Source organism: Vibrio rumoiensis, from assembly GCF_002218045.2.
Lineage (GTDB): Bacteria > Pseudomonadota > Gammaproteobacteria > Enterobacterales > Vibrionaceae > Vibrio > Vibrio rumoiensis.
The window spans coordinates 2,166,083-2,189,922 of record NZ_AP018685.1; the positions used below are offsets into that span (position 1 = coordinate 2,166,083).

Annotated in this window: 17 protein-coding genes and 5 pseudogenes; 2 read left to right on the top strand and 20 right to left on the bottom strand. The window is 42.7% G+C overall.

The annotated features are described in order from the left end of the window. The first annotated feature begins 169 nt into the window (after positions 1–169). Positions 170–1,660, top strand: a complete 1,491-nt coding sequence (locus VRUMOI_RS09945; protein ID WP_089138910.1) for a carbon starvation CstA family protein — start codon at positions 170–172, stop codon at positions 1,658–1,660. A 331-nt stretch (positions 1,661–1,991) separates the two neighbouring features. On the opposite strand, the pseudogene VRUMOI_RS19485 reads toward VRUMOI_RS09945, so the two are convergent. The 18 genes and pseudogenes from VRUMOI_RS19485 to VRUMOI_RS19495 all read right to left on the bottom strand — a co-directional run. After that, positions 1,992–2,156 (bottom strand): annotated as a pseudogene (locus tag VRUMOI_RS19485) (IS3 family transposase); the annotation flags it as partial. After that, positions 2,138–2,379: pseudogene (locus tag VRUMOI_RS19490) on the bottom strand (helix-turn-helix domain-containing protein); the annotation flags it as partial. The pseudogenes VRUMOI_RS19490 and VRUMOI_RS19485, both read right to left, overlap by 19 nt. A gap of 296 nt (positions 2,380–2,675) precedes the next feature. Next, positions 2,676–2,918, bottom strand: a pseudogene (locus VRUMOI_RS09955) (helix-turn-helix domain-containing protein); the annotation flags it as partial. 155 nt (positions 2,919–3,073) lie between these two features. Continuing rightward, on the bottom strand, positions 3,074–3,631 hold the full coding sequence (copI, locus tag VRUMOI_RS09960; protein WP_089138913.1) for a copper-resistant cuproprotein CopI: 558 nt from the start codon (positions 3,629–3,631) through the stop codon (positions 3,074–3,076). A gap of 80 nt (positions 3,632–3,711) precedes the next feature. Then, a complete protein-coding gene (locus tag VRUMOI_RS09965) occupies positions 3,712–6,867 on the bottom strand; it encodes an efflux RND transporter permease subunit (RefSeq protein ID WP_089138914.1) in 3,156 nt (1,051 codons plus the stop codon). Next, entirely contained in the window at positions 6,864–8,360 is a 1,497-nt protein-coding gene (locus VRUMOI_RS09970; protein WP_089138915.1) for an efflux RND transporter periplasmic adaptor subunit, read from the bottom strand. Before VRUMOI_RS09970 ends, VRUMOI_RS09965 begins: the two co-directional genes overlap by 4 nt. Positions 8,361–8,368: 8 nt before the next feature. After that, positions 8,369–9,700 (bottom strand): TolC family protein, encoded by a 1,332-nt coding sequence (locus VRUMOI_RS09975; protein ID WP_089138916.1) that lies wholly within the window; start codon positions 9,698–9,700, stop codon positions 8,369–8,371. A gap of 98 nt (positions 9,701–9,798) precedes the next feature. Beyond that, on the bottom strand, positions 9,799–10,212 hold the full coding sequence (locus VRUMOI_RS09980) for a hypothetical protein (RefSeq protein WP_089138917.1): 414 nt from the start codon (positions 10,210–10,212) through the stop codon (positions 9,799–9,801). A gap of 98 nt (positions 10,213–10,310) precedes the next feature. Then, a pseudogene (locus VRUMOI_RS09985) lies at positions 10,311–11,337 on the bottom strand (IS630 family transposase). 49 nt (positions 11,338–11,386) lie between these two features. Next, positions 11,387–11,731: a hypothetical protein gene (locus VRUMOI_RS19230; RefSeq protein WP_162598361.1), complete on the bottom strand. Its 345-nt coding sequence runs from the start codon at positions 11,729–11,731 to the stop codon at positions 11,387–11,389. Positions 11,732–11,808: 77 nt separating this feature from the next. Further along, entirely contained in the window at positions 11,809–13,128 is a 1,320-nt protein-coding gene (locus VRUMOI_RS09990) for a heavy metal sensor histidine kinase (protein WP_089138918.1), read from the bottom strand. Further along, the gene (locus tag VRUMOI_RS09995; protein WP_089138919.1) at positions 13,125–13,808 is read right to left on the bottom strand and encodes a heavy metal response regulator transcription factor; all 684 of its coding nucleotides are present in this window, start codon (positions 13,806–13,808) and stop codon (positions 13,125–13,127) included. Before VRUMOI_RS09995 ends, VRUMOI_RS09990 begins: the two co-directional genes overlap by 4 nt. A gap of 424 nt (positions 13,809–14,232) precedes the next feature. Beyond that, positions 14,233–14,613 (bottom strand): DUF3316 domain-containing protein, encoded by a 381-nt coding sequence (locus tag VRUMOI_RS10000; RefSeq protein ID WP_089138920.1) that lies wholly within the window; start codon positions 14,611–14,613, stop codon positions 14,233–14,235. A gap of 283 nt (positions 14,614–14,896) precedes the next feature. Further along, entirely contained in the window at positions 14,897–15,139 is a 243-nt protein-coding gene (locus tag VRUMOI_RS10005; RefSeq protein ID WP_074373097.1) for a hypothetical protein, read from the bottom strand. A gap of 19 nt (positions 15,140–15,158) precedes the next feature. Continuing rightward, positions 15,159–15,446, bottom strand: coding sequence for a hypothetical protein (locus VRUMOI_RS10010; protein ID WP_074373098.1), 288 nt, complete (start codon positions 15,444–15,446; stop codon positions 15,159–15,161). 180 nt (positions 15,447–15,626) lie between these two features. Further along, on the bottom strand, positions 15,627–18,347 hold the full coding sequence (locus VRUMOI_RS10015; RefSeq protein WP_089138921.1) for a heavy metal translocating P-type ATPase: 2,721 nt from the start codon (positions 18,345–18,347) through the stop codon (positions 15,627–15,629). Between the two features lie 22 nt (positions 18,348–18,369). Beyond that, positions 18,370–18,783, bottom strand: coding sequence for a MerR family transcriptional regulator (locus tag VRUMOI_RS10020; RefSeq protein WP_231897447.1), 414 nt, complete (start codon positions 18,781–18,783; stop codon positions 18,370–18,372). A gap of 382 nt (positions 18,784–19,165) precedes the next feature. Further along, a complete protein-coding gene (locus VRUMOI_RS19495; protein WP_244875213.1) occupies positions 19,166–19,780 on the bottom strand; it encodes a Tn7-like element transposition protein TnsE in 615 nt (204 codons plus the stop codon). 156 nt (positions 19,781–19,936) lie between these two features. Here VRUMOI_RS19495 and VRUMOI_RS10030 point away from each other — a divergent pair. Continuing rightward, positions 19,937–21,470, top strand: a pseudogene (locus VRUMOI_RS10030) (IS3 family transposase). A gap of 798 nt (positions 21,471–22,268) precedes the next feature. Here the strand turns inward: VRUMOI_RS10030 and ispH are convergent. Together ispH and fkpB are read right to left on the bottom strand one after the other, a co-directional pair. After that, positions 22,269–23,225: a 4-hydroxy-3-methylbut-2-enyl diphosphate reductase gene (gene ispH / locus VRUMOI_RS10035; RefSeq protein WP_162598362.1), complete on the bottom strand. Its 957-nt coding sequence runs from the start codon at positions 23,223–23,225 to the stop codon at positions 22,269–22,271. A gap of 72 nt (positions 23,226–23,297) precedes the next feature. After that, positions 23,298–23,726 carry an FKBP-type peptidyl-prolyl cis-trans isomerase gene (gene fkpB / locus VRUMOI_RS10040; protein WP_089138924.1) on the bottom strand — a complete coding sequence of 143 codons (429 nt, stop codon included), beginning with the start codon at positions 23,724–23,726 and terminating at the stop codon, positions 23,298–23,300. Positions 23,727–23,840 lie beyond the last annotated feature (114 nt).

Sequence of the window (23,840 nt, forward strand, 5' to 3'; positions counted from 1 at the left end):
AGCAAATCAGAAAAACCTTATTTACTGCAGAATAAAACCACTCACGACGACCTATGACCGCTCAACCTCCTATTCGACCACTCAGTAAAAGGTTAAATGATTGTAAATAAGCCTCGGATTATTATGTATCCCGTATTCCTCAACCCTTTTATTGAACAGGACAATAATTATGATGATGTTCCTTTTTTGTGTAGCCGCGTTGATTGCTGGTTACTTTATTTACGGAGCTTTCGTTGAAAAAGTTTTCGGCATTAAAGAAAACCGTACAACTCCTGCTTACTCTAAGCAAGACGGCGTCGATTATGTGCCAATGTCAAACAAGAAAGTTTATCTCGTTCAACTGTTAAACATTGCTGGTGTCGGCCCAATTTTCGGCCCAATCATGGGGGCCCTTTACGGCCCAGCGGCGATGCTTTGGATTGTTTTAGGCTGTATCTTTGCAGGTGCGGTTCACGATTACTTCTCTGGCATGTTGTCTATTCGTAATGGCGGAGCTTCGGTGCCATCGATTACAGGTCGTTACCTAGGCAAAGGCGCAAAACACTTTATGAACGTGTTTGCGATTGTGCTTCTAATGCTCGTTGGCGTGGTATTTGTTTCAGCCCCTGCTGGCATGATCACCAACTTGGTTAACGAACAAACTAGTGCCACCGTTTCTATGGGCACAATGGTAGCAATCATCTTTGGTTACTATATCTTAGCGACCATCGTTCCTATCGATAAAATCATCGGTCGTTTCTACCCTCTATTCGGCTTCTTATTAATTTTCATGTCTGTTGGCTTAATCAGTGCTATTGCATTCTCTAGCGATCACGCCATCCTAGCGGGTTATAAGTTCAGCGATATGTTCACCAACATGAACCCTCATGATCTACCATTATGGCCAGCCCTGTTCATTACAATTGCGTGTGGTGCCATTTCAGGCTTCCATGCCACACAGTCTCCTCTGATGGCTCGCTGCTTAGAAAATGAGAAGAACGGCCGTTTCGTGTTCTTTGGTGCGATGATTGGTGAAGGTGTGATTGCACTGATTTGGTGTGCGATTGCCTTGTCTTTCTTTGGTTCAATGGACGCACTTGGTGAAGCAGTGAAACATGGTGGCCCAGGTAACGTAGTTTACTCATCATCATTTGGTCTACTTGGCGTATTCGGTGGTGTCATTGCTTTCCTAGGTGTAGTCATTCTGCCTATCACTTCTGGCGATACCGCTTTCCGCTCTAGTCGTTTGATCCTTGCTGAATACTTCAACATGGAACAAAAAACACTAAAAAGCCGCTTACTAATGGCACTTCCATTATTTGTTATCGGCGGCATTTTGACTCAAGTAGATTTCGGCATCATCTGGCGCTACTTCGGTTTTGCTAACCAAATGACCGCAGTAATGATGTTGTGGACCGCATCTGCTTACCTACTACGCTTTAACAAGTTGCATTGGATTACTACTGTTCCTGCGATGTTTATGACGACAGTATGTATTACCTTCATCCTAAACAGCAGCACACTTGGCTTTGGTATGGATATGCAAATCTCAACTATTATTGGTGTAGTCGCGATGCTATTCATCACAGGCTATGTAATTAAAGTATCGAAAGGCAAAGGCGACCCAGAGTTCGACCAAGTTGAAGAAGATAAATTAGACGCGAAACCTGAGACGGTATAAGCGTTACTCGGAAGCTCGTAACTAGAGCGCGTTGCTTCTCGAAAAAGATAAAGACCGATAGTTGAGAGACTGTCGGTTTTTTTGTATATAAAGAACGGGGATAAAGCTGTTGAGGGGTTAGTGGCTTTTGGTTAATTGGGTATCAATGATGTAACTCGTTTTTGGACAAAAACGAGCTAGCGATGAGAACGGCAGTAACTCACTTCGGATAAAAAAATGTATTGATAACGTCTAAAGTAGTGGCCAATTTAGATAGGTCACATCACAACTAAAAAGAAGTTTTCTTTCGGCTGTAGATGTCCTCGATGACATACAGGTAATAGTGTTGTCATCGAACCTTTGAAGGTAAGTAAGTGATATCCCATGTGTAGACTTGGTTCGAGTCCGTAGCAGTGTAACTGGTTGGCTTCGCTGGCTTCTGTCTACTCCGTTGACGGCTTCGTTTGTGAAGTTGCCCCTGCCTACTCAGCACGCGATAGTGGCTTGACTTGGATGCACACTGCATCCATGAATAAGATAGGCCCACCGCGCTGTTTTAGCTCGCGATAGTATTCAATGAAAACGTCCTGAGCTTCAGGGTTAAACTTTTGAGGAACACCTTTAGGTTACTTATAAGAAAAACCATTGTGATCTAGCCATTTATTCATACCGGCAACAGTATAAGTGACTTGAAATTCAGACCGAACATAATCAACAATTTGATGGGTATGAAAATAAGTATTGTAGTTGGATAATAAAGTTTGATCGAAACAAGCGAGAAAACGGATACGTGAATTCTTCACTATCGTTGTTTTATAAGACGTTAATCGCTGAAATAGATCAAACTATATTATCTAAAATTGGTGAAGGGTTGTGACAAAGAAGTAGATGAAAGATGTAAAACGATCAAACTTTAACGATTTACCAACCCAAAAACTAACAAAATCAGCTAAATCTGATCAGACTTTATTATCTGCCTACAAGTATTCTCAGTTAAGTGTTCAATGAGTGCCATCGTTTCCATTGCATGGAGCTAACGCTGAGAACCACCATTTTCTGGTGTGAGTTTTTTTAGATTCTAAGTAATCATTGATAGACGAGTAACGGTGGTTTTATGAATTCGCCAAGCTTGCGAAATCATAGAATTTGACCAACCTTCAGATGCGAGCAAGATCGCTTTAATGCGGTCACAAACGCGACAGTCACGAGATGAGTCGTGCATTCGTTCAAGTAGCTTCTTTTTTTGGTTGGATATTTCTATTTTCATGTTCGTTAGCATGATCCTGTGAAAGGCAAAAATCAAGCATCTTCAATGATCACGGGTATATAATGGTCTTGCCGTGCTTTATTGTTAAATACACCACCTATTTTAGACAGAACTTTAAATAGGTGGTATTTAATTATTATCCTTTCAACTATTGAAATAAATATTACCTATAGCGTTATTTTTTTGACCATTCCCGCTTCTGCATGACCTGGAATATTACACGCAAATTCGACATTAGGATTGCCATGGAAGTGCCATAGCATTTGCTTAGCTTTACCGGGTGCAACGGTGACGCTATTTCCTGAGTCATGATCATGGCTCATTCCTGCCATATTTTTCATCATTTCACGATGTTCAGTTTGCTCTTTTTCACTGCCAATCGTGAATTCATGATCGATTTTGCCTTTGTTCATAATGACAAATTGCACCACATCATTCGGTTGTATATCGGCATTTCCAGCGAAGGTGATGCTCATATCGTCAGCAAGGATCACTTGAACAACCTTATTAGGTTTCACGCCTTTGGCTGGCATGCCCACCTCGGTCATACTCTTCATGTCCATTTCACTCATATCCATACCATCCATATCCATGTTTTCCATGTTCATTGAATGACCTTCCATGTGTTCTGAGCCCATGTTGTGATCTTTCATATCTGCCATAACAAATGAAGATGTCATGACTAGGCTAAGCGCGATGGTAGTGGTGATTAGGTTCTTTTTCATTTTATTTTCCTTTTAAATGACTAGGCAGTGATACCCGCCTAGTTGATTTATGGTTAATGATTAATGTCAGTGTTTCAGAGTTATGATTTTTGGTGCTTGGTTATTGGATACTTGGTTAATTGGTGTGAATGTTGTTTCCATAATTTAAAAATGGCAGGGAGTACTACGAGTGTCAGTATCAATGCCGATGCCATGCCGCCAATCATAGGTGCGGCAATTCGCTGCATGACTTCTGAGCCAGTACCTGATCCGTACATGATGGGTACTAGGCCGATAATTACCGTCAGTACCGTCATCATGACCGGACGAACACGTAATCCGGCACCTTGCTTAATCGCCGTAATGAGTGACTGATGGGTAAGAGGTTTATGGTCTCTTTCAGACTCAATAACGGCTAGATGCCAAGCTTGATTGAGATAGACCAGCATGATCACGCCAATCTCTACCGCCACTCCAGCCAGTGCAATAAAGCCAACCCCGACAGCAATCGAGAAGTTGTAGTTAAGCTGCCACATCAGCCATAAGCCGCCAACCATCGCGAGAGGTAGAGTCGCCATGATAATGAGCACTTCGCCAACACGTTTAAAACTTAAATACAGCAACAACATAATGATGATTAAGGTCACCGGAACCACAACGCTTAGCCTTGCTTTGGCGCGTTCCATATATTCATATTGTCCAGACCAAGCTAAAGAGTAGCCAGCGGGAAGTTGTACCTCTTGCGCGACAATAGCTTGAGCTTCTTTCACATAAGAGCCTAAATCTCGATTATCAATATCAACAAATACCCAACCGTTCGGTCGTGCGTTCTCGGTTTTAATCATTGGTGGGCCATCTTCATATCGAATATCAGCAACATCACCAAGAGCGATACGAGCGCCATTCGGCGTAACCAAAGGCAAGCTTTGCAGTTTGACCACCGAATCTCGATAAGATTGAGGGTAGCGAACATTGATCGGATAACGCTCTAGACCTTCAATGGTTTCCCCAACATTCATGCCGCCTACCGCGGTAGAAACAACGCGTTGAACATCTTGGATACTTAAACCGTAACGAGCCGCTTGACGACGTTTAATATCAATCGTGACATAACGGCCACCAGCAACGCGCTCGGCATAGACGGATGTAGTGCCCGCTACTTGATTTAAAACTGGTTCAAGCTCAGCACCAATCTCTTCAATAACCTTAAGATCTGGGCCGGATATTTTGATGCCGATTGGCGTTTTGATCCCTGTGGCAAGCATATCGATACGAGTTTTGATTGGCATAACGAAAGCATTGGTTAGTCCGGGAAATTGAATCAAAGCATCAAGCTCTTTTCTCAAAGATTCCGAGGTAACTCCAGGTCGCCATTCTGATTTAGGTTTTAATTGAATGGTGGTTTCAATCATAGTGAGTGGCGCAGGATCGGTTGCGGTTTCCGCTCGGCCAATTTTTCCCCATACCGTTTTCACTTCGGGTACGGTTTTGATCAACTTGTTGGTTTGTTGCAATAGCTCACGCGCCTTACCAATGGAAATGCCTGGGTAAGTGGTTGGCATGTACATCAAATCCCCTTCATCTAACGGTGGGATAAACTCACTACCAATTTTACTTATTGGGTAATAAGTGGATGCCATCAGCGAGATAGCGATAACCACAATCGTTTTAGGATAAGTCAGGCTCAAGTTGAGCAATGGGCGATAGAGTGCAACTAGCCCTTTATTAACCGGATTCTTATGTTCTGGAAGAATTTTCCCTCGAATAAAATAGCCCATTAACACCGGCACTAAGGTAATGGCCAAGGCTGCGGATGAAGCCATCGCAAAGGTTTTAGTAAAGGCTAATGGAGAGAACATTTTGCCTTCTTGTCCTTCAAGGGCGAAGACTGGAACAAAACTCAAGGTAATGATCAGTAATGAGAAAAATAACGGTGCGCCCACTTCTGCGGCTGCATCACCAATCACTTGCCAGCGGTTTTTATCGGTCAGCGGAGTGCGCTCCATGTGTTTATGAACATTTTCGATCATAACAATGGCACCGTCGACCATGGCACCAATGGCAATAGCGATACCGCCTAAAGACATAATATTGGCGTTAATCCCTTGCCAATGCATGATGATAAAAGCCGATAAAATACCAATAGGTAAGCTGATTGCGATAACCAGTGATGACCGAATGTGGAATAAAAACAAAGCACAAACCACCGCCACAACAATGAATTCTTCCGCTAGCTTCTGCCATAAGTTTTTGACTGCATGATCAATCAAATTGGAACGATCATAAGTCGGCACAATCTCAATACCATCAGGTAGGCTTTTTTCTAAACGCTTAAGCTTAGCTTTGACATTGGCGATCACTTGGCTCGCATTTTCACCATAACGCATGACCACCACACCACCGACAGCCTCACCTTCGCCATTTAATTCAGAAATCCCACGACGCATTTGTGGGCCAATATTGATATCGGCAATATCACCCAACAACAAAGGCGTGCCTTTTTCTGTGACTTTGAGAGGCAAAGCTTTGATGTCTTCCACACTGCTTAAATAGCCGGTGGTTCGAACCATATGCTCAGCTTCAGCCACTTCAATAACGGATGCTCCCGCTTCTTGATTACCTTGAGAAATAGCGGAATTGACTTGCTGTAGTGTTAAGTCGTAAGCACGCAATTTTGCGGGATCAATTTGTATTTGATACTGCTTCACCATGCCGCCGACAGTGGCGATTTCCGATACTCCATCCACGGTTTGCAGCTCATATTTCAAAAACCAATCTTGGTAGCTACGTAGCTCTGAAAGATCGTGCTTACCAGTCTTGTCTTGTAGAACATAGCTGTACACCCAACCAACCCCTGTGGCATCAGGCCCTAACGTGGGTTTCGCTTGTGGTGGAAGCTTAGGTGCAACTTGGCTTAAGTACTCTAAAACTCGCGAACGAGCCCAGTACATGTCGGTATCATCGTTAAAAATGATATAAACATACGAGTCTCCAAAGAATGAATAACCTCGAACAGTGACGGCTCCTGGGACAGCGAGCATCGCGGTAGTTAAAGGGTAAGTCACTTGATCCTCTACTACCTGTGGCGCTTGTCCTGGATACGAAGTTTTGATGATTACTTGCACATCAGATAGATCCGGCAGTGCATCAACCGGAGTATTTTTAACGCTATATAAACCCGCTGCGGTCAATAAAATGGCAGCGATGATGACCATAAATCGATTTTGAATCGACCATCGAATAATCGCCGGGATCATGATTGACCTCCTTGAGCTTGAATATCAATAATGCGGTAATCATCTTTGACTTTTTCAATCAGAAACCGAATGGTTTGACCGGCTTTAAAAGGCGATAGATCAAGGTCATCTGACGTTTCAAAACTCATTTGGCCAGCTTGCCAGTGCCATTTATCAATCGCGTTAAAATCAATGATAACCATGCCAAAATCAGCCATTAAGGTATTAATGTTACCCTCTGCCCAGACGGTTTCGCCTTTCGGCTCTGAGCCATTGATTCGGCTTAACTCGGCATTTTGGCTAGATTCAGAATCCAACATGAATTGAGCGGAAGTGACGACTTTATCTTGAGTCGTTAATCCTTCTAAAACCTCCACTCTATCGTCGGCTTCACGACCAACTTTTATACGAGCAGAGCGATATTTCCCTTCACCTTGCGCTAATACTACCCGAGTCATATTGCCTGAGCGGATCACCGATTCGCGCGGAATATTAATCACCTTGCCATCGGTTTTCGGTTTCAGGCTGATATTGGCAAACATATTGGGTTTGAGCTTGCCATCGGGATTATCAAACTTTAAACGGACTCGTAAAGTACGGGTTTTTGGATCAAGTATTGGGTAAACGTAATCCACAACCCCTTGCCATGATTGCCCCGGAATGGAATCCAATGTCATTTCAGCGGTCGTACCCGCGGTAATCCAGTGCCCTTGACGTTCAAAGACTTCCGCATCCACCCAAACTTGTTGGATTGGGCCAGCGCTAATAACCGCTTGCGCTGGAGATAAATAGCCTCCTTCACGAACATTTAAACTGGCGATGATCCCATTATTAACGGCTTTAACTTCAACAGATGTCACCGCTTTACCACTACGAACAATTTGTTTTATCTGCTCTCTATCTACTCCCAACGTCACTAAACGCTCGGTTGCGCCTTTGATCAGCCCTTGGCGTTTGGTTCGGTAAGCATTGAGTAATTCCTCTTGTGCTTTAATCAATTCAGGTGAGTAAAGAGTGAATAACACATCGCCTTTATTCACTTTCTCGCCTACTGCATTAATGTTGAGCTTTTGTACCCAACCACTAACGCGGACGTTGGTTTGCCATAATTTACTTTCATCAAAAGCGATATAACCCACTGTTTGAATTCGTGGAGACAAAGGGCTAAGCGTAACGTCCGCCACCTTAACGCCAAGATTATTTTCAACAGCCGATGAAATGATGACCGTTCCGGCAGGCTCATCGGCGGTATTGGCTTCTTCATATACCGGCACTAAATCCATACCCATTGGGGATTTGCCAGGTTTATCGCGACGATAATTGGCATCCATTGGTGCGACCCAATAAAGAGGTTCATTTTTATTGGTTGCTTTTGCGTTGATCGTTTTTGTATTGCTAGCAGAATGATTAGCGCTCATTGATGACATGTGACTATTTACATAGTAATAACTCGCGGCTCCACCGACTGCTAAGCTGATTAATGAGGTCAGAGCTAAGGTTGAAAAATTTTTCATCGGATGTCCTATTTTTGTTCAGTTGGCAATGTTGGAGCGTCGATTTGGTAATCGAATCCATTGAAGAGAAAGGCCAAGTTACTGTTGGCGATGTTGAGATCGGCGCTGAGCCTCTGTAACTCAAGTTTTAAACTGAGCTCATCACGAATCGCGGCAACCACGTCATTAAATTGACTAGTATTGCTTTGATAACCACGCTCAACAGCTTGGGTTCTCGACTTAGCTTGAGGTAATAGGCGGGATTGATAACGATCGAGTCGTTGCTCCAAATTGCTACGATCAACCATGATCGCATTCGCTTTGGCGTTTAATTGCTGTAATAGAACATCGCGTTGGGATTTTGCCGCCCCTACTTGATATTGAGCAGCCGCATATTGTCGGTCTTGTCGTTTATCAGTGAACAGTGGTAAATCCATGGTGAGATAGGCACTAACCAAATCGGAAGCTGGTTCGCCATTCATGCCATTGGCTTGACGGTAGCCATACATCACCTCGACACCAAATTTTGGCTTATAAGATTGATCCGCAATGTCGACTTGAACCTTATTCGCTTCAATATTGGCCTCAGCCATTTGAACACTAGGGTGCAGCTTCAAAAGGTTATAGAACTCGGTTTTCTGTGGGGCTTGATGGGATTGGAGGGCTAATATTTTCTCTAACTTACTCCAGTTTAAGCTTTCTAACTTATGATTAGATCGCTGTTTTGCTAACCAGCTTGAGCCTAGCCATTCTGAAAGTTGAGCGAATATTCGTTGTTGGTTTTGTTGATTTTGTTGGAGTTGGTCATTGAGTTTTTCAAGCTGAACTCTTGCTTGCAGCACATCCTGTGATTCACTTCGACCCATTGAATAATTGGTATCCGTAAACCTTATTAGCTCTTTTACCAGCTTGGTATTTTCTTTGATGATATCTTCAGCTTGTTGCTGATAGATCAGTTCAGCCCATAACTGAGTGATGGTATTGGCAATAGTGAGCTCACGAATTTTAATTTGCCATTCATTACCGTCGGCTTGTTTATTGGCCATTTCGGCTTGTAAATCTAAGCTGGAGCCACGCCCAAATTCTTGCATTAAACCGATAGAAATATTGGTCATAGGGTCGCTATCTAAGGACCAACTATCGACAGGCATTCCGCCAACCCCTAATTTTATTTTGGGATCAGCTTGGGTGGCACTAGCAATGCCATTTTCACGTATGGCTTGTGATTGAGCCAAAATTTGTTGTCTACCAGCGTCGATGGTTAAAGCTTGTTCGATCACACTGGTTAGCTGACTTTGCGCCCAAACAGGAGTGCAAAATCCAGCCATTAACGCGTAAAGCGTCCATGGTTTGAAAGTCATAATGTAACGTTCCAATAATTACAGAAAAACAGCAGCACATGGAAATACCATGGCCGTGATTGACATAACGCAGCGAGAAAACTCGTGCGATTGGGACGTTAAGCTATCGGTGGTCGATAAAGAGAATTAGAGGGGCGAGAAATCAATAAAGGTAGAGATGGTTCAATCAGCAATAAACTAGATTGTTCAATAAGTTGATCATTGGGTGTTGGCAAATAGACGTAGCTGGCGACACAAGTAGAATCGCAGCAATCATCAGTCATAGAATGTTTATGATGATTTGAATTATCCGATTGAACATTGATTGAGTGACAAGCATTTTTTACAAGAGAGGATTCTGAGAGGTTAGAATGGTCGAGCATACTCGAAACACGGTTCGCAGATTGATGCTGCATGTTATCTGAGTTGCATTGAGTAGCGGTTAACATTAATACAGGCATGGTCGCAGCGCTATAGCTTGAAAGCAAAAGCGAAAATAAAGCTGCAAATGTAATAAACCATGTGCGTATCATTTCAATACTCAATAACCCCTAAACATGGCAAGCACTTTAAATTGAAAAGACACAACAATCAAGAAAGATATCCAAGTTATTCATCAATATATACCCAATTAACTTGAAGATGCAGGTTGCAGGACCTGAAAATTGTCGTTAATTCTAGTCGTCAGTGAGCCTGCAACCTTTGGTAAAGTCACATCAAAAAAACCATTTATTGCATCCTTAAAGGATGCTTTTGTCGGGAAGTAAACATTATTTCGGGCATGCTCATGCATGACCTTCCACAGTCGCTCTATTGGATTTAAATTTGGACTGTAAGGGGGTAAATAATGCAGTTCGATATTGAGCATCCGAGCAAAATCTTTTACCAACTGACTTCGGTGATAACCAGCACCATCTAAAATAATGTGAACCTTTTGTTCTAATGGATAATGTTCTTTTTTCAGCTTCCAGAAGAAACGAGCAATACTTTCACTATTAATCGTGTCATAGCTTTCTGTCACTGTCGCAGCTATATCATCTAGATTTAGAGCACCGACAAAATTCAATCGAGTACGACTACCCGTGGTTTCAATCACTTTGTCTTCACCTTTGCGGATCCAACCGTAAGTGATTTTCGTCGCTTGACTCGGATGCACAGCATCAATAAATAAAATCGGCTCATTGAGTTGCTTCAGCTCTTGATAATGCTGAATAAAAGCCTCTTGAGCTTTCAGGATTAAGTTTGTGTGGAACACCTTTAGGTTGTTTGTAAGAAAAACCATTGTGATGTAGCCACTTATTCATTCCCGCTACGGTGTAGGTAATAGTAAACTCAGACTGAACATACTCAACAATTTGATGGGTGTGGAAGTAGGTATTTTCAGAGAGATGTTCAATGAGTGCCATTGTTTGACTTGCATCGAGTTTACTTTGAGAACCACCATTTTCTGGTGTGAGTTTTTCAGACTGTAGGTAGTCGTTGATATGGCGAGTAACGGTGGTTTCATGAATTCGCAAAGCTTGCGAAATCATTGCATTTGTCCAACCTTCAGACGCAAGCAAAACCGCTTTAATGCGGTCACGCACTCGACCATCACGTGCAGAGTCATGCATTCGTTCGAGTTGTTTCTTCTTCTGGTTGGATAATTCTATTTTCATGTTTGTTAGCATGATCCTGTTAAAGAAGAAAATCAAGCATCTTCAATGATCACGGGTATAAATCAGATTCAGATGTACTGATTAAGCGAGAAGATGAGAGTGGGAAAAATACGCTAGTACACACGCTTTTACAGCAGTCACCACCAGAGGTAGATGAGCTATCGCAATGAATAGAACTATCGCTCTTTGTCACCTCCATCGATGGGCAGCCTATCATCGCATAATGGCTTGCTGTAGTCTCAGACATTTCCATCGAGTCATGATTAGAAGGTTGAACTGAAGAGGTCGATATTGGACTCATATCCATCATTGGCATACTTGAGACGTAGCTCGACATCAACATCGCTAAGATGCTGATAATCAAAATACTTGTTTGTCTCAAAGAGTTTGTCATGTGGTACCTTTTCACTTTGAATTCATAATACAGTATCAGAACTGATGGGCAATAGTGATATTTAAAACTTGTTAGAACTAAAGGTTATTGAAAATAAAGACGAACTCACTTCGCTCATCCTTCGAATTAACTAAAATATCCCCATTGTGTGCTTTCATAATAGCCTTAGCTATAGGAAGCCCTAACCCGGCACCTACACTTCCATTATGGACACGAGATTTATCGGAACGATAGAACCGTTTAAATATATAAGGCAAAGAGCCCGTAGAAATAGGCTCACCAATGTTGCTGATTGTCACCGTGTTGGTCGTCTCTGACTCTGTGATTACAACCGATACCTCCGTATTATGAAAGCAGTGCCTCAACGCATTAGACAACACATTACCAAATGCTCGTTGAAGCATATCTTTGTCACCGAGTAAAGTCGATGAGCCATCGAAGGTAAATCGAACGTTTTTCTCTTCTGCCAACACTTCATAGTACTCAAGTAAGGGTGTGATCACCTCTTTTAAATCAAGCTTTTCTTCGATCTTATGTAAAAGTTTATTCTCTGATTTAGCTAGGTAAAGTGTATCCGAAATGGTCTTATTGAATCGCCCTAACTCTTCAAGATTAGACACTAAAATATCTTGATACTCTTCAATTGAACGCTCTAAACCAAGCGTTACTTGAGTCTGGGTCATGATATTGTTCAAAGGTGTTCTTAGCTCATGAGCAATATCAGATGAAAACTCACTCAACCTGAGGTAGCCTTCTTGCAGCCTCTCTAACATTTCATTTTGAGAAATAACTAAGCTGCTTAACTCCTTTGGAAGTGAGTCACTTGGTATACGCATACTGAGGTTGCTCGTGTTCACTTCCGCGATATACTCTTTTAATTGTTTCAGTGGCTGTAATCCATTTCTAACAATAATTAATGCGTAAGTACCCGACAAACTCAGTGTCAAAACTAATGTCCAAAATAGAATAGTATTTAGTTTGTCGAAAAACACCTTATGGTGAGTCACATCAATTGCAAGAACAACCGCACCACCTTCTATCTCTGGGTAATCAAACTTAAAAGCATGAAAACGGTTATTGCCTACACTCCATTCATATGAGGAGCGGCCTATCAGCTCAGATGGAAAGTCAATAGTTTCATTATTTGTTTTCACCACCTGTTTGTTGTTTAAGACCCAAGCGGAAATATTCCAAGAATGGAACAAGTCTAAATCACGCTCAACAGTGCCTATCAAAGGGCGGAGTTTTGTTTCTAGGTGCCTATAGTCCTGTTCATTAAAGTGGTTCTTGATAGCGTGTTGGATCGTTAAAGCAAACACGACTAAAACCACAAAAGAGGCTGTGACAAACATAAACACCAGTTTGCGTGCGATTGATTGATTTAGTAATTTTTTCATTCTACGCCGTCATCAAGCTTGTACCCCATACCTCGCACGGTCTGGATGAGTTTGTTTTGATAAGGCTTGTCGATTTTCGACCTCAATCTTTTCACTGCTGCATCAATAACATTCGTATCACTATCAAAGTTCATATCCCAAACAGCGGACGCTATCTGAGTGCGAGTGACGACTTGACCTCTTTTCGCAAATAGATATTCCAACAAAGAAAACTCTTTTGCTGTCAGAGGGATCGTGTCATTGTTACGAGTCGCCTTTCGTTTAAGCAAGTCGAGGCTCAAATCAGCAACACATAGAACAGACTCTGTCTTGACTGTTGCGGCTTGATGACGTAATGCGTTTTTGACTCTTGCTAGCAACTCAACAAAGGCAAAAGGTTTGACAAGGTAATCATTCGCTCCTAGCTCAAGCCCCTTAACTCTATCTTCAACCTGATCTTTAGCGGATAGAATAATGACAGGTGTAGTAAGTTCACTGCTGCGAAGCGTCTGTAATAGCTGCCACCCATTCAGCTTTGGTAGCATAATGTCTAAGACTATAAGATCATATTCATTGGTCGTAGCTAAGTACAAAGCATCTACACCGTCGGTAGATAGATCTACATTGTACCCTGACTCCATTAAACCTTTTTTAAGATAGGATCCTGCTTTCTCTTCATCTTCTACAACGAGTAACTTCATATAAGAAAAATACCTTGGTTTCCTTCGGTGTTATACATCAAGCTTGTGATTATATGATGGGTTAGAAATCTGTTTTTTCATATTATTATCAAACAACAAAACGTTCTCTATAACAGACGTAACACCATTGCCTTCTTGTGACACACATAGGGTATCCAGTAGTGCCCCAACCAAGCTCTGAGTATGGCTATGACCAATGAAAACATCTAGTTGGTAATGTGTGTTTAAAGCATGGGTATCAATTACGTTCGTATGCCTTCCACGCCCTTACACTTGACTAATCGTGAAGTTTAGCACACCTTCCTCTGCGAGGATCGATTCTATATCGTCAAGCTTTTGCTCCTGAAATATTATCGAAATTTTATCAATCATAGCTGCTCCTTAGCCCTTAGAACAAATTAAGGTTCTAAGGGCTCTGCTGAGTTTAGTTGTTGCTATCTCGTTCTGTATAATGGACATGAAGATGTACTTTCGCTACATATTCTAGCTGACCTTGAGTATTCAATCTTTCTTGAACAGTTACATACCCTCCATCTTCTAGGTGAGTCTTATCTCGACCAATACCATAACTTCTTATAAAGATTAGAGCTGCATTTAAGTCTCGCCCACTCATACCCTCAAACTCTAACAGTTTTTCTGCCCCTAACGTGTATGCTTCTTGTTTAGAGCCCACTGCATCAGTAGATACCGTTTTATGATCTACTCGACTAATGTAATTGCCACCGGAATACAACGGCTGAGCAATTGCAGCGGCGCTAGTCAGCAAAATAGAGCTAGTTAATAGCATTTTGTTTAATAAGTTCATTTACTTTTCCTTTTCTGTTTTGATGAACTCAGTTTAGCTAAATTATTGTGACGATTTCCGGCACTCAAATATGACATTTTTGTCATATTGAGATTTAGGTGGTAGGTAATCAAAAAACTTTTCACCACAACAAAATCAAGCAACCCTATAAGCAGCCTTGTTGTAATTGCGATGAATCCTGTGGCAATAAACGATAAAGAGCCGCCCAGTTAGCTGAGGCGGCTCTTTTTTACTAGAAAAAGTAAAGGGGATCTCTTTTTCTGATTACGAGTATTTCATTGGTTCAGCTACTCATCATTTTTTTGCACTCTTCTGGCATGTCTTCCATGTTCATGCTTTGCATCATTTGCATGTGTTCTATCATCCTATCGTGATCCTTCATCTTATCCGCGTGAGATTGCTTAACATGCACTTTCTCATTTTGCGCGACATTGTGATGTCGATGCTGATCATCGATGGAACTTGTTGCTAACACCGGCATCGCAACTAGACCACTAAATAACACTGATACATATAACTTTTTCATAACATCACCTAACCCTTACTTATGCTTTGAACTGTTGATTGTTTTCAATTTTTTCCACCGATTGCTCGTTGGCTTCGGAGTCTTTCTTTTCACTTGGCATCATCATCTTCATCATTAAACCATGCATAGCTAAACAGATGATTAATGGAACAATCGCACTACTAAGGTATGCCCAACTAAATATCTCTTGGCTAGAAGAGAGAATAAACAATGGAATACCCACCATTAATAACGCGCATAGAACCATCATCCATCCATGACCTTTATGATGACCATTCTTGTGACAATCTGATTTTTTGCTTTTCATTCTCTTGCTCTCAAAAATAACTTTAACTCGTTTAACTGAGACTCAGTTTATCGCAACGCTTAGATCAGGAGTTGGGAGGGGTTCATGACAATTTTGTCACCTTAGCCGTTTTTCTTACCCCAAAACCACCAGACTATAAACACGATTGCTGTAAGACCTAATATATTGACTAACATAGTATTACTCCTCATTGGTTGTAGAGGCTGAAGCTGGTGTATAAAAGCGCAAGCGATTAGCATTGGTTACAACAGTAACAGAGGACAGTGACATCGCAGCCCCAGCGATGATCGGACTTAATAGCCAACCCGTGAACGGAAACAGAAGCCCTGCTGCCACAGGAATACCCAAGCTGTTATAGATAAACGCCCCCCACAAGTTCTGCTTAATGTTTTTCATTGTGGCAGTACTGATCCCAATCACATCTGAGATACCGTGGAGTGAGCTGCGCATCAAGGTAATATCGGCACTTTCAATCGCGACATCCGTACCACTGCCAATAGCAAAACCAACGTCTGATTGAGCAAGTGCTGGCGCATCATTGATACCATCACCGACCATGCCGACAACATGCCCTTTCGCTTGCAACTGTTTAATCCAGTCAAGCTTATCCTCAGGCATCAATTCCGCATGATATTCATCAACATTCGCGAGTGATGCCACCGCCTTCGCTGTATTGTGGTTATCCCCCGTTAGCATCACGACATGAATGCCTTGCTGATGAAAACGATTTATCGCACTTCGAGCATCATCTCGAATCGGGTCACTGATACCGAACAGCGCTTGCACTTGAGCGCCTATCGCAAAATACACCACTGTGGTGGCTTCTTGCTCCCACTGCAATGCATGCTCTGTAACCAATTCAACATTGACGTTAAACTGTTTCATCAGCTTGCGATTGCCAAGCAACACGCGTTGACCCGCATACTGAGCCTGAACACCAAGTCCGGTTAATGACTCGAAATCTGACACTTCTGGTAAGCGCGCTTCATCACGCACCTCACTTTGAGTAAATGCGATTAACGCTTTAGCTAGCGGATGGTTAGATCCTTTCTCCAAAGCATTGACCAGAGGCAGAAACTCTGAATCATCTGACAACGAGACAAAATTTGTTACTTCAGGTTTACCTTGAGTAATCGTACCGGTTTTATCCAGTACGACGACATCCAACTCACTGGCTCTTTGTAACGCTTCTCCATTTCGGATTAGCCCGCCAAACTCGGCTGCCTTACCGACACCGATCATAGTAGAAATCGGCGTTGCTAGACCAAGTGCACAAGGGCATGCGATGATCAACACCGAGGTAGCTGCCACTATCATATAGACTAAGGAAGGTTGAGGGCCAAAGTTATACCAAACCAGCGCTGTCAGAATCGATAGAATCATCACGGTTGGTACAAACACTGAAGACACTTTATCGGCTAGATGGCTGATTGGTGGCTTTGAGTTTTGCGCGTTCGACACCATGCTGATGATCTGAGCAAGAACGGTATCACTGCCCACTTTCTGCGCCTCAAAAACGAAACTTCCGTGGTCATTAATCGTCCCGGCAGACACTGAGCTGCCCACTTGTTTAACAACAGGAATTGGCTCTCCAGTGAGCATAGACTCATCAATCGTTGTCTCGCCCTCTGTAATCACACCATCAACCGGGACTTTTTCACCGGCTCTAACCCGAATCAAGTCGCCTGTGATAACTTGTTCAATCGATAAAGACATCTCCTTGCCGTCACGAATCACCATGGCAGTTTTGACTCTCAAATCAAGCAAACGCTTGATAGCCTGCGAAGTTCTGCCTCGAGCCTTTAACTCAAGCGCCTGTCCTAAATTGATTAAACCAATGATCATGGCTGTAGCTTCAAAGTAGAGGTGCCTTGCACTTTCCGGAAGCCACTGTGGCCCGACAACGACCACCATTGAATAGAGCCAAGCGGTACCCGTTCCCAGCGCTATTAATGTGTCCATGTTCGCATTACGGTTCAGAAAGGCCTTCCAAGCTCCAGTAAAAAAGTGCTTGCCCGCACGGACTAAAATGAAAAATGTCACTAAACCTAAGGCCAACCATAGTAACTGCTCAGATTGCGTATTGACATTCATTGGTCCGCCGAACAGACCGTACACCATCAACGGTACTCCGAGACCAAGACCAATAACGCTTTGTTTTACTTTAAAGCGATACTCCTCAGATTCACGCTCTTCTTTGAGGTCACTTGCTAACGCCTGATCGACAATTTCTTCTGCATCATATCCTGCGCCTTGTATCGCCTCAATTAGTACGCTGGCAGGCTGACTTGAAACCACGGTCGCCGTTCGATTCGCAAAGTTCACGTCAACAGAGTCGACACCTGACACCGATATAAGAGCACCTTCAATCGTGTTAACACAACTTGCGCAAGTGACACCGATTAATGACAGCTCGATACTGACATCCAACGCCTGTGTTGTTTTCACTTTGTTCGATTTAATTACATCCGTAGTTTGTGGTTGCGTGTCATCAGTCATACCGCTATAACCCAGTTCGACTAATACGCTTTCAATGTCATTGCCGTTCAAACTGCTATTCACAACCAATGTTTGATTTTCTAAATCAACAACCACTTGAGCAGCACCATCCAATGCACCTATCGCTTGAGTGATTTTACCCACACAGTGTTGGCAAGTAACATTAGATACTGATGTACGGTACTCTTGTTGCCTAGGTATTGAAGCCGCATAACCTAACTTTGCAAGGACTTCTATCGCGCTTTCTGGCAGCAACGTGGTTATGAGCTCTGCTCTGTTTTTCGTATCATTAATAGTGAAAGATACATCAGGGTCTCTTTCACGTAACCCATCTACAATTTTAGCGACACATCGGCCACAGTTAATGCCGGAAAGTGCTAGAGAATACTGTATTGTGTTCATGTTAGTTTTCCTCGGGTAATACTTAATGGTGCTTCTCAGACCAGTCCTCGATTAAGCAACATAATGCGTTGCCGTTGGGCTCCATATCCGGTTTTTCATTCCACTCTGCGTAAGTTGCTTCCATCATGGCTAAATGGCGTTGGTGCTCTTCGATCTTTTGCTTGGTTTCTACGATTTTATCAGTCAGCATTTGCCTCACAGCTGGGCAAGGAGTCAGCCCTTGCTCGGAGTAATCAATGATTTCTTGAATCTGGCTAAGGCTAAAACCAATAGATCGCGCATGAGAAATGAACTTCAGGCGATTAACCGCACTTTGCTGGTACATCTTGTAGCCATTGTTGGGGTCTCGCTCTGCATAAAGAAGGCCTTTTCTAGTGTAAAACCTGACTGTTTCAGCAGTCACACCTGCTGCTCTCGCAATTTCAGTTGTCAACATAATCCATGCCTCTGAAGGTTTAACGCACATGAAACTTTATTCGTTTTATGTTGCTAGCCAAAAATAAATGCGACTAAAAATATAATCACAAACAACCCAATAAACAGTTTAAGTAACAACTTAGGGTCACTGCTCCCACCGTTTGGGGCTTTGTTACAACAACTCATAACTATCTCCAATTCGTTACTAATGTGTATTAGTTGTAGCTTAAAACCTATGTGTTAGACATAGGTCAAGCATATTGAGAAAAAATTTAAGAGGTATGTTATTGATGAGTAATAAATTGGGAGCTAATTACAATAATGTAATGAACTCTAAATGATTTGGGGGCACTTCGGATTCAGATAGTGCCACGAACCACTTAACCACATAGCTAAAAACACTAGAGTTTCTCAGCAACCCTCCCAGCCCAGTCTAAGATAGATTCAGTTGGAATACCTGTCGAGTGCCCCTCTACTGACTTAGGGTGAGATATACCAATATGCTTTTTGAAGCCAAACATGGCATCCATTTCTTGTGTTGGCCATCCAAGAGACTTTGTTACCACGCCTTTTTTAATTCGAGAAAACTGCTCTTTCCAGTTACGAGTATCAATCTGTCGCAAGCATTTGGTAGAAATCCATTTATTCAGCCCTGTGACATCAATTTCAAGCAAGTAATTCACATGCCCATTTAACTCCACGACAACGCAACGGATCGTTCTCTTTGCACCAGACTCAATCAAGTGACATTTGCTGCGCCCGACCTGATCTAGTTCATGAGTGTAAGAGTCGATGATTGTGCAGGCGTATTTTTCCTCTAGCATTTGTACCATTATGTTAAAAGCAGTAAAACGCGAGGCATACTCCTCTGATTGATCAGTACAATCTTGTATACCTCCACCCATATCTGCACAAGATATTTCACCATTACTACTAGGTTCATTGGTACTGACCGAATCACTAGCTTTCTTGGAGGTATCTTTACTACTATCTGATCTATGACTCCTTTTCGGCATTGTTGCTTTCGACGTTGAAAACCGATTTTTAAACCTTACTGAGCAGGTATTTTCTCCCAGAAAGAATGCTTGGTTCGCATCGGAAGCTTCCCCCCTCTGGCAGGATAGTTGTCACTGTTAAAATTTAACCAGTTAGGGGCGGTAACAGAGTAAGTCATGTCTCGTTATCCGCAGGAAAGAAAAGAAGCAATATTGAAAAAGCTATTACCTCCATACTCTCGTTCAGTGGCGGAAGTAGCAAAAGAAGAAGGCATCAGTGAAGCAACCCTGTACAATTGGCGTAACGCATTAAGACAGTCAGGAGCCGTTGTGCCAGATAGTAATACTTCCTCCGAGCAGTGGTCAGCCCAAACTAAGTTAGCTGTAGTTGCTGAAACCTTTTCCATGACAGAGCATGAGTTAAGTCAGTATTGTCGTGAAAAGGGGCTTTACCATGAGCAGATCAAAGAGTGGCGCAGCGAATGTATGCACGGTTTCATGACTCAAAAAGAACGAGAAGCGGAAGCCAAGAAACAGGCAAAAGCGGACAAACATGAAATAAAAGAGTTGAAGAAAGAACTCCGTTACAAAGAAAAAGCGCTGGCAGAAACCACTGCTCTTCTGGTGCTGAGAAAAAAGCTCAGAGCCTTTTACGGGGAAGAACCCGAGGACGATTAACCTCAACCGATGAAAGGCAAAGTTTGGTTGCACTCATCCATGAGGCTCGTCAAAACGGCTGTCGCTTAGAGAATGCCTGTCATGAAGCTGAGATCGATTTACGGACTTACCGTCGCTGGTATCAGAGCGGTGAAATACAGGAAGATCAAAGGCCGATAGCGACACGACCAGAGCCAGTAAACAAGCTCTCGAAGCAAGAAAGGCAGTTGATCGTTGAAGTCAGTAACGCACCTGAATACGCGAGTTTACCACCGAGTCAAATCGTCCCAACCTTGCTGGATAAAGGTGAATATATCGCATCAGAATCGAGTTTTTATCGGGTTTTGAAAGCAGAAGGTCAACTCAACCATCGAGGTCGCCAACGTAGTCGGAAAAAATCATCGAGACCAACAAGTTACACCGCTACAGGGCCGAATCAGGTTTTCACTTGGGATATTACGTACATGCCGTCAGGGGTTCGTGGTCAGCATTATTATCTGTACATGATCGAAGATATTTATAGCCGAAAAATCGTTGGGTATGACGTCTATGACCGAGAGTGCGGAGAGTTGGCAGCTCAGTTACTGCAACGAACCTTGATGCGAGAGCAATGCTTCAATCAGTCTCTGGTTCTGCATTCCGATAATGGCGCTCCAATGAAATCATTGAGTTCAAAGCTAAGATGGAAGAACTGGGCATTATCTCGTCCTACAGTCGCCCACGAGTCAGCGATGACAATCCGTATGTGGAATCCTTATTCCGCACATTGAAATATGTGCCGAATTGGCCATCAAAAGGTTTTATTGATCTAGACGTATGTCGAGCTTGGGTAGCTGAATTCGTTGTCTGGTATAACACCGAACACAAACATAGTCGCTTAAACTTTGTCACACCATCAGAGCGCCATAGTGGAAAAGACAAGCAAATCTTGGAACGTCGAGCAAAGGTGTTGATGGAACATCGCCAGAAAAGACCAGAACGCTGGTCAGGGAAAATCAGGAACAGTGAGCCGATCGGAGAAGTTCATCTGAACCCAGAAAAAGAAGCTGCTTGATAATTAAGCAAGTAGTGACAACTACCTTGAAAAACACCGATAATGTCTTGTTTTTAATAAAAATTCAATACGGTTTTGACATCGTGGGCAAACCCATTAAACAGAGTTAATGGAATACACCAGCCCCGTCCAACACAACCGAAGACGTTGCAGAAAATTGCGTAGCAAGGCATAGCTTGGTAACTAAAACCGCCACCCCACCACATAGCCTTGCGGATTAGGTTTTATAAGGCAAAACCCCACTAAATAATAACAATGGAGCATTTGCGCTAAACGATATTGGGGCAAAAGTGAGTTAAACTTACCTACTAGGGGATGAAGATAAACTCTCATTTTACGTTAATTTCATTAGTGCAAGAGAACATTGAGCAGTGCGGTGGATTCGCTACTCAATCAATGTTCAAATAAAATCATTGCAAAAATTTAGCTCTCAACAAGCTGTAGGAGATCCTGAACTACGCTCGTTCCTCACTATTCAGGATGACGATATATCTATGTAGTTTAAGCTTTGAAGTACAACGTGAATTCAGGGATAGAGCAATTCCCAACCTCGCCATCCCGCACATGATCCTAAGCGAAGAAGATGCGGGATCTCGCTTTCACGTAAGTTTCATTGGTGTGAAAGATTCCGGATAATTTGTCCCTCATTTCCGGAATGACAGGTTTTAGCATAGTCAAAGCCTAGAGTATGACTTGGGTAAAAAACAAAAAGGTCGCTAGACTTTCATCTAACGACCTTATTAGATTTTTCTCGAACCATCTCTTCCGAGCAGCGAGAAACGTCTTTTCCGAGTCCCGTTATTCTACATTTTTGATTTGCAGCTCTTTTGGCACTTCAAAAAACATGTTTTCTTCACGCCCTAATACTTCCTCGACATCACGCCCGCCAAGCTCTTTGATGCGATCAATAATTTGATTGACCAACTCTTCAGGAGCCGATGCGCCAGCCGTCACGCCAACTTTGGTTTTACCATCAAACCAAGCAGGATTGATATCTTCAGGACAATCGGTGAGATAACCCGGCGTACCCAGCTTTTCTGATAATTCTTTTAAGCGAGTTGAGTTTGACGAGTTTTTCGAGCCAACCACAACCATCACATCAACACTACCAGCTAAAATACGAACTGCGTCTTGGCGGTTTTGTGTCGCGTAACAAATATCATCTTTGCGCGGCCCTTGAATTTCTGGGAAGGTTTTACGTAACGCGTCAATCACATCAGAGGTTTCATCTACCGATAACGTTGTCTGGCTAACATAATGTAAGTGAGTAGGATCTTTTACCACTAGCTTAGCGACATCTTCAGGACGCTCAACCAAGTACATTCCACCGGTTTCACTGGCGTATTGCCCCATAGTACCTTCGACTTCTGGGTGGCCAGCGTGACCGATTAACACCACTTCCATATTACGGCGACTCGCACGAGCCACTTCCATATGAACTTTAGTTACCAGAGGGCAAGTGGCATCAAATACGGTTAATTGACGTTCTTTCGCTTCTTGACGAACCGCTTGTGATACACCGTGAGCAGAAAAAATCACAATATTATCGTCAGGCACTTCCGATAATTCTTCAACAAATACCGCGCCACGTTGCTTTAAGCCTTCAACCACAAAACGATTGTGTACCACTTCATGACGAACATAAATCGGTGGCTGATACATTTCTAACGCACGTTCAACAATGCTAATCGCTCGATCAACACCAGCACAAAAACCACGCGGGTTGGCTAACAAAATTTTCATGTCTTGGCTCATCTTTTTCGGTCACTTAAGTGGCAATGAATGGCGCTATTCTACCTATTCGTTAGTCACTGGCAACCACTAGTATTAAGCAACCTCTAAAATTTCCACCTCAAAAATGACATCTTGGCCGACAAGTGGATGATTAAAATCAACCTTAACTGATTCGCCTGTCACATCTGAAATGATCCCCGGGATTTCCATTCCATCCGCACCATTGAAAGCCATGATGGTGCCAACTTCTAGCTCTTGACCATTAAACCGGCTTTTATCCATATATTGAATAAAATCTGGATTAGGCTCACCAAACGCATCTTTGGCTTCAAGCTCTATCGCTTTGCTTTCTCCAGTGGTTAAACCGATAAGACATGTTTCAAAGTTTGGACTCAAGCTCCCGTCGCCCATCGTAAATTTAGCCGCTTTACCCATGTTGTGGGTACTATCCGCCACCGAGCCATCTTTTAGCTTAATAGTGAAATGCAAAGTTACCGTACTATTTTCTGTAATTATCGACACGAAAAATCCTTATTCTTTAAAATCATCTTTACCCGAGAAACGAGATTCGAGCCACGAGAAACGTTAACGAATTATATAAAAAAACGCCACTGGAAAACCAATGGCGCTTTTAAA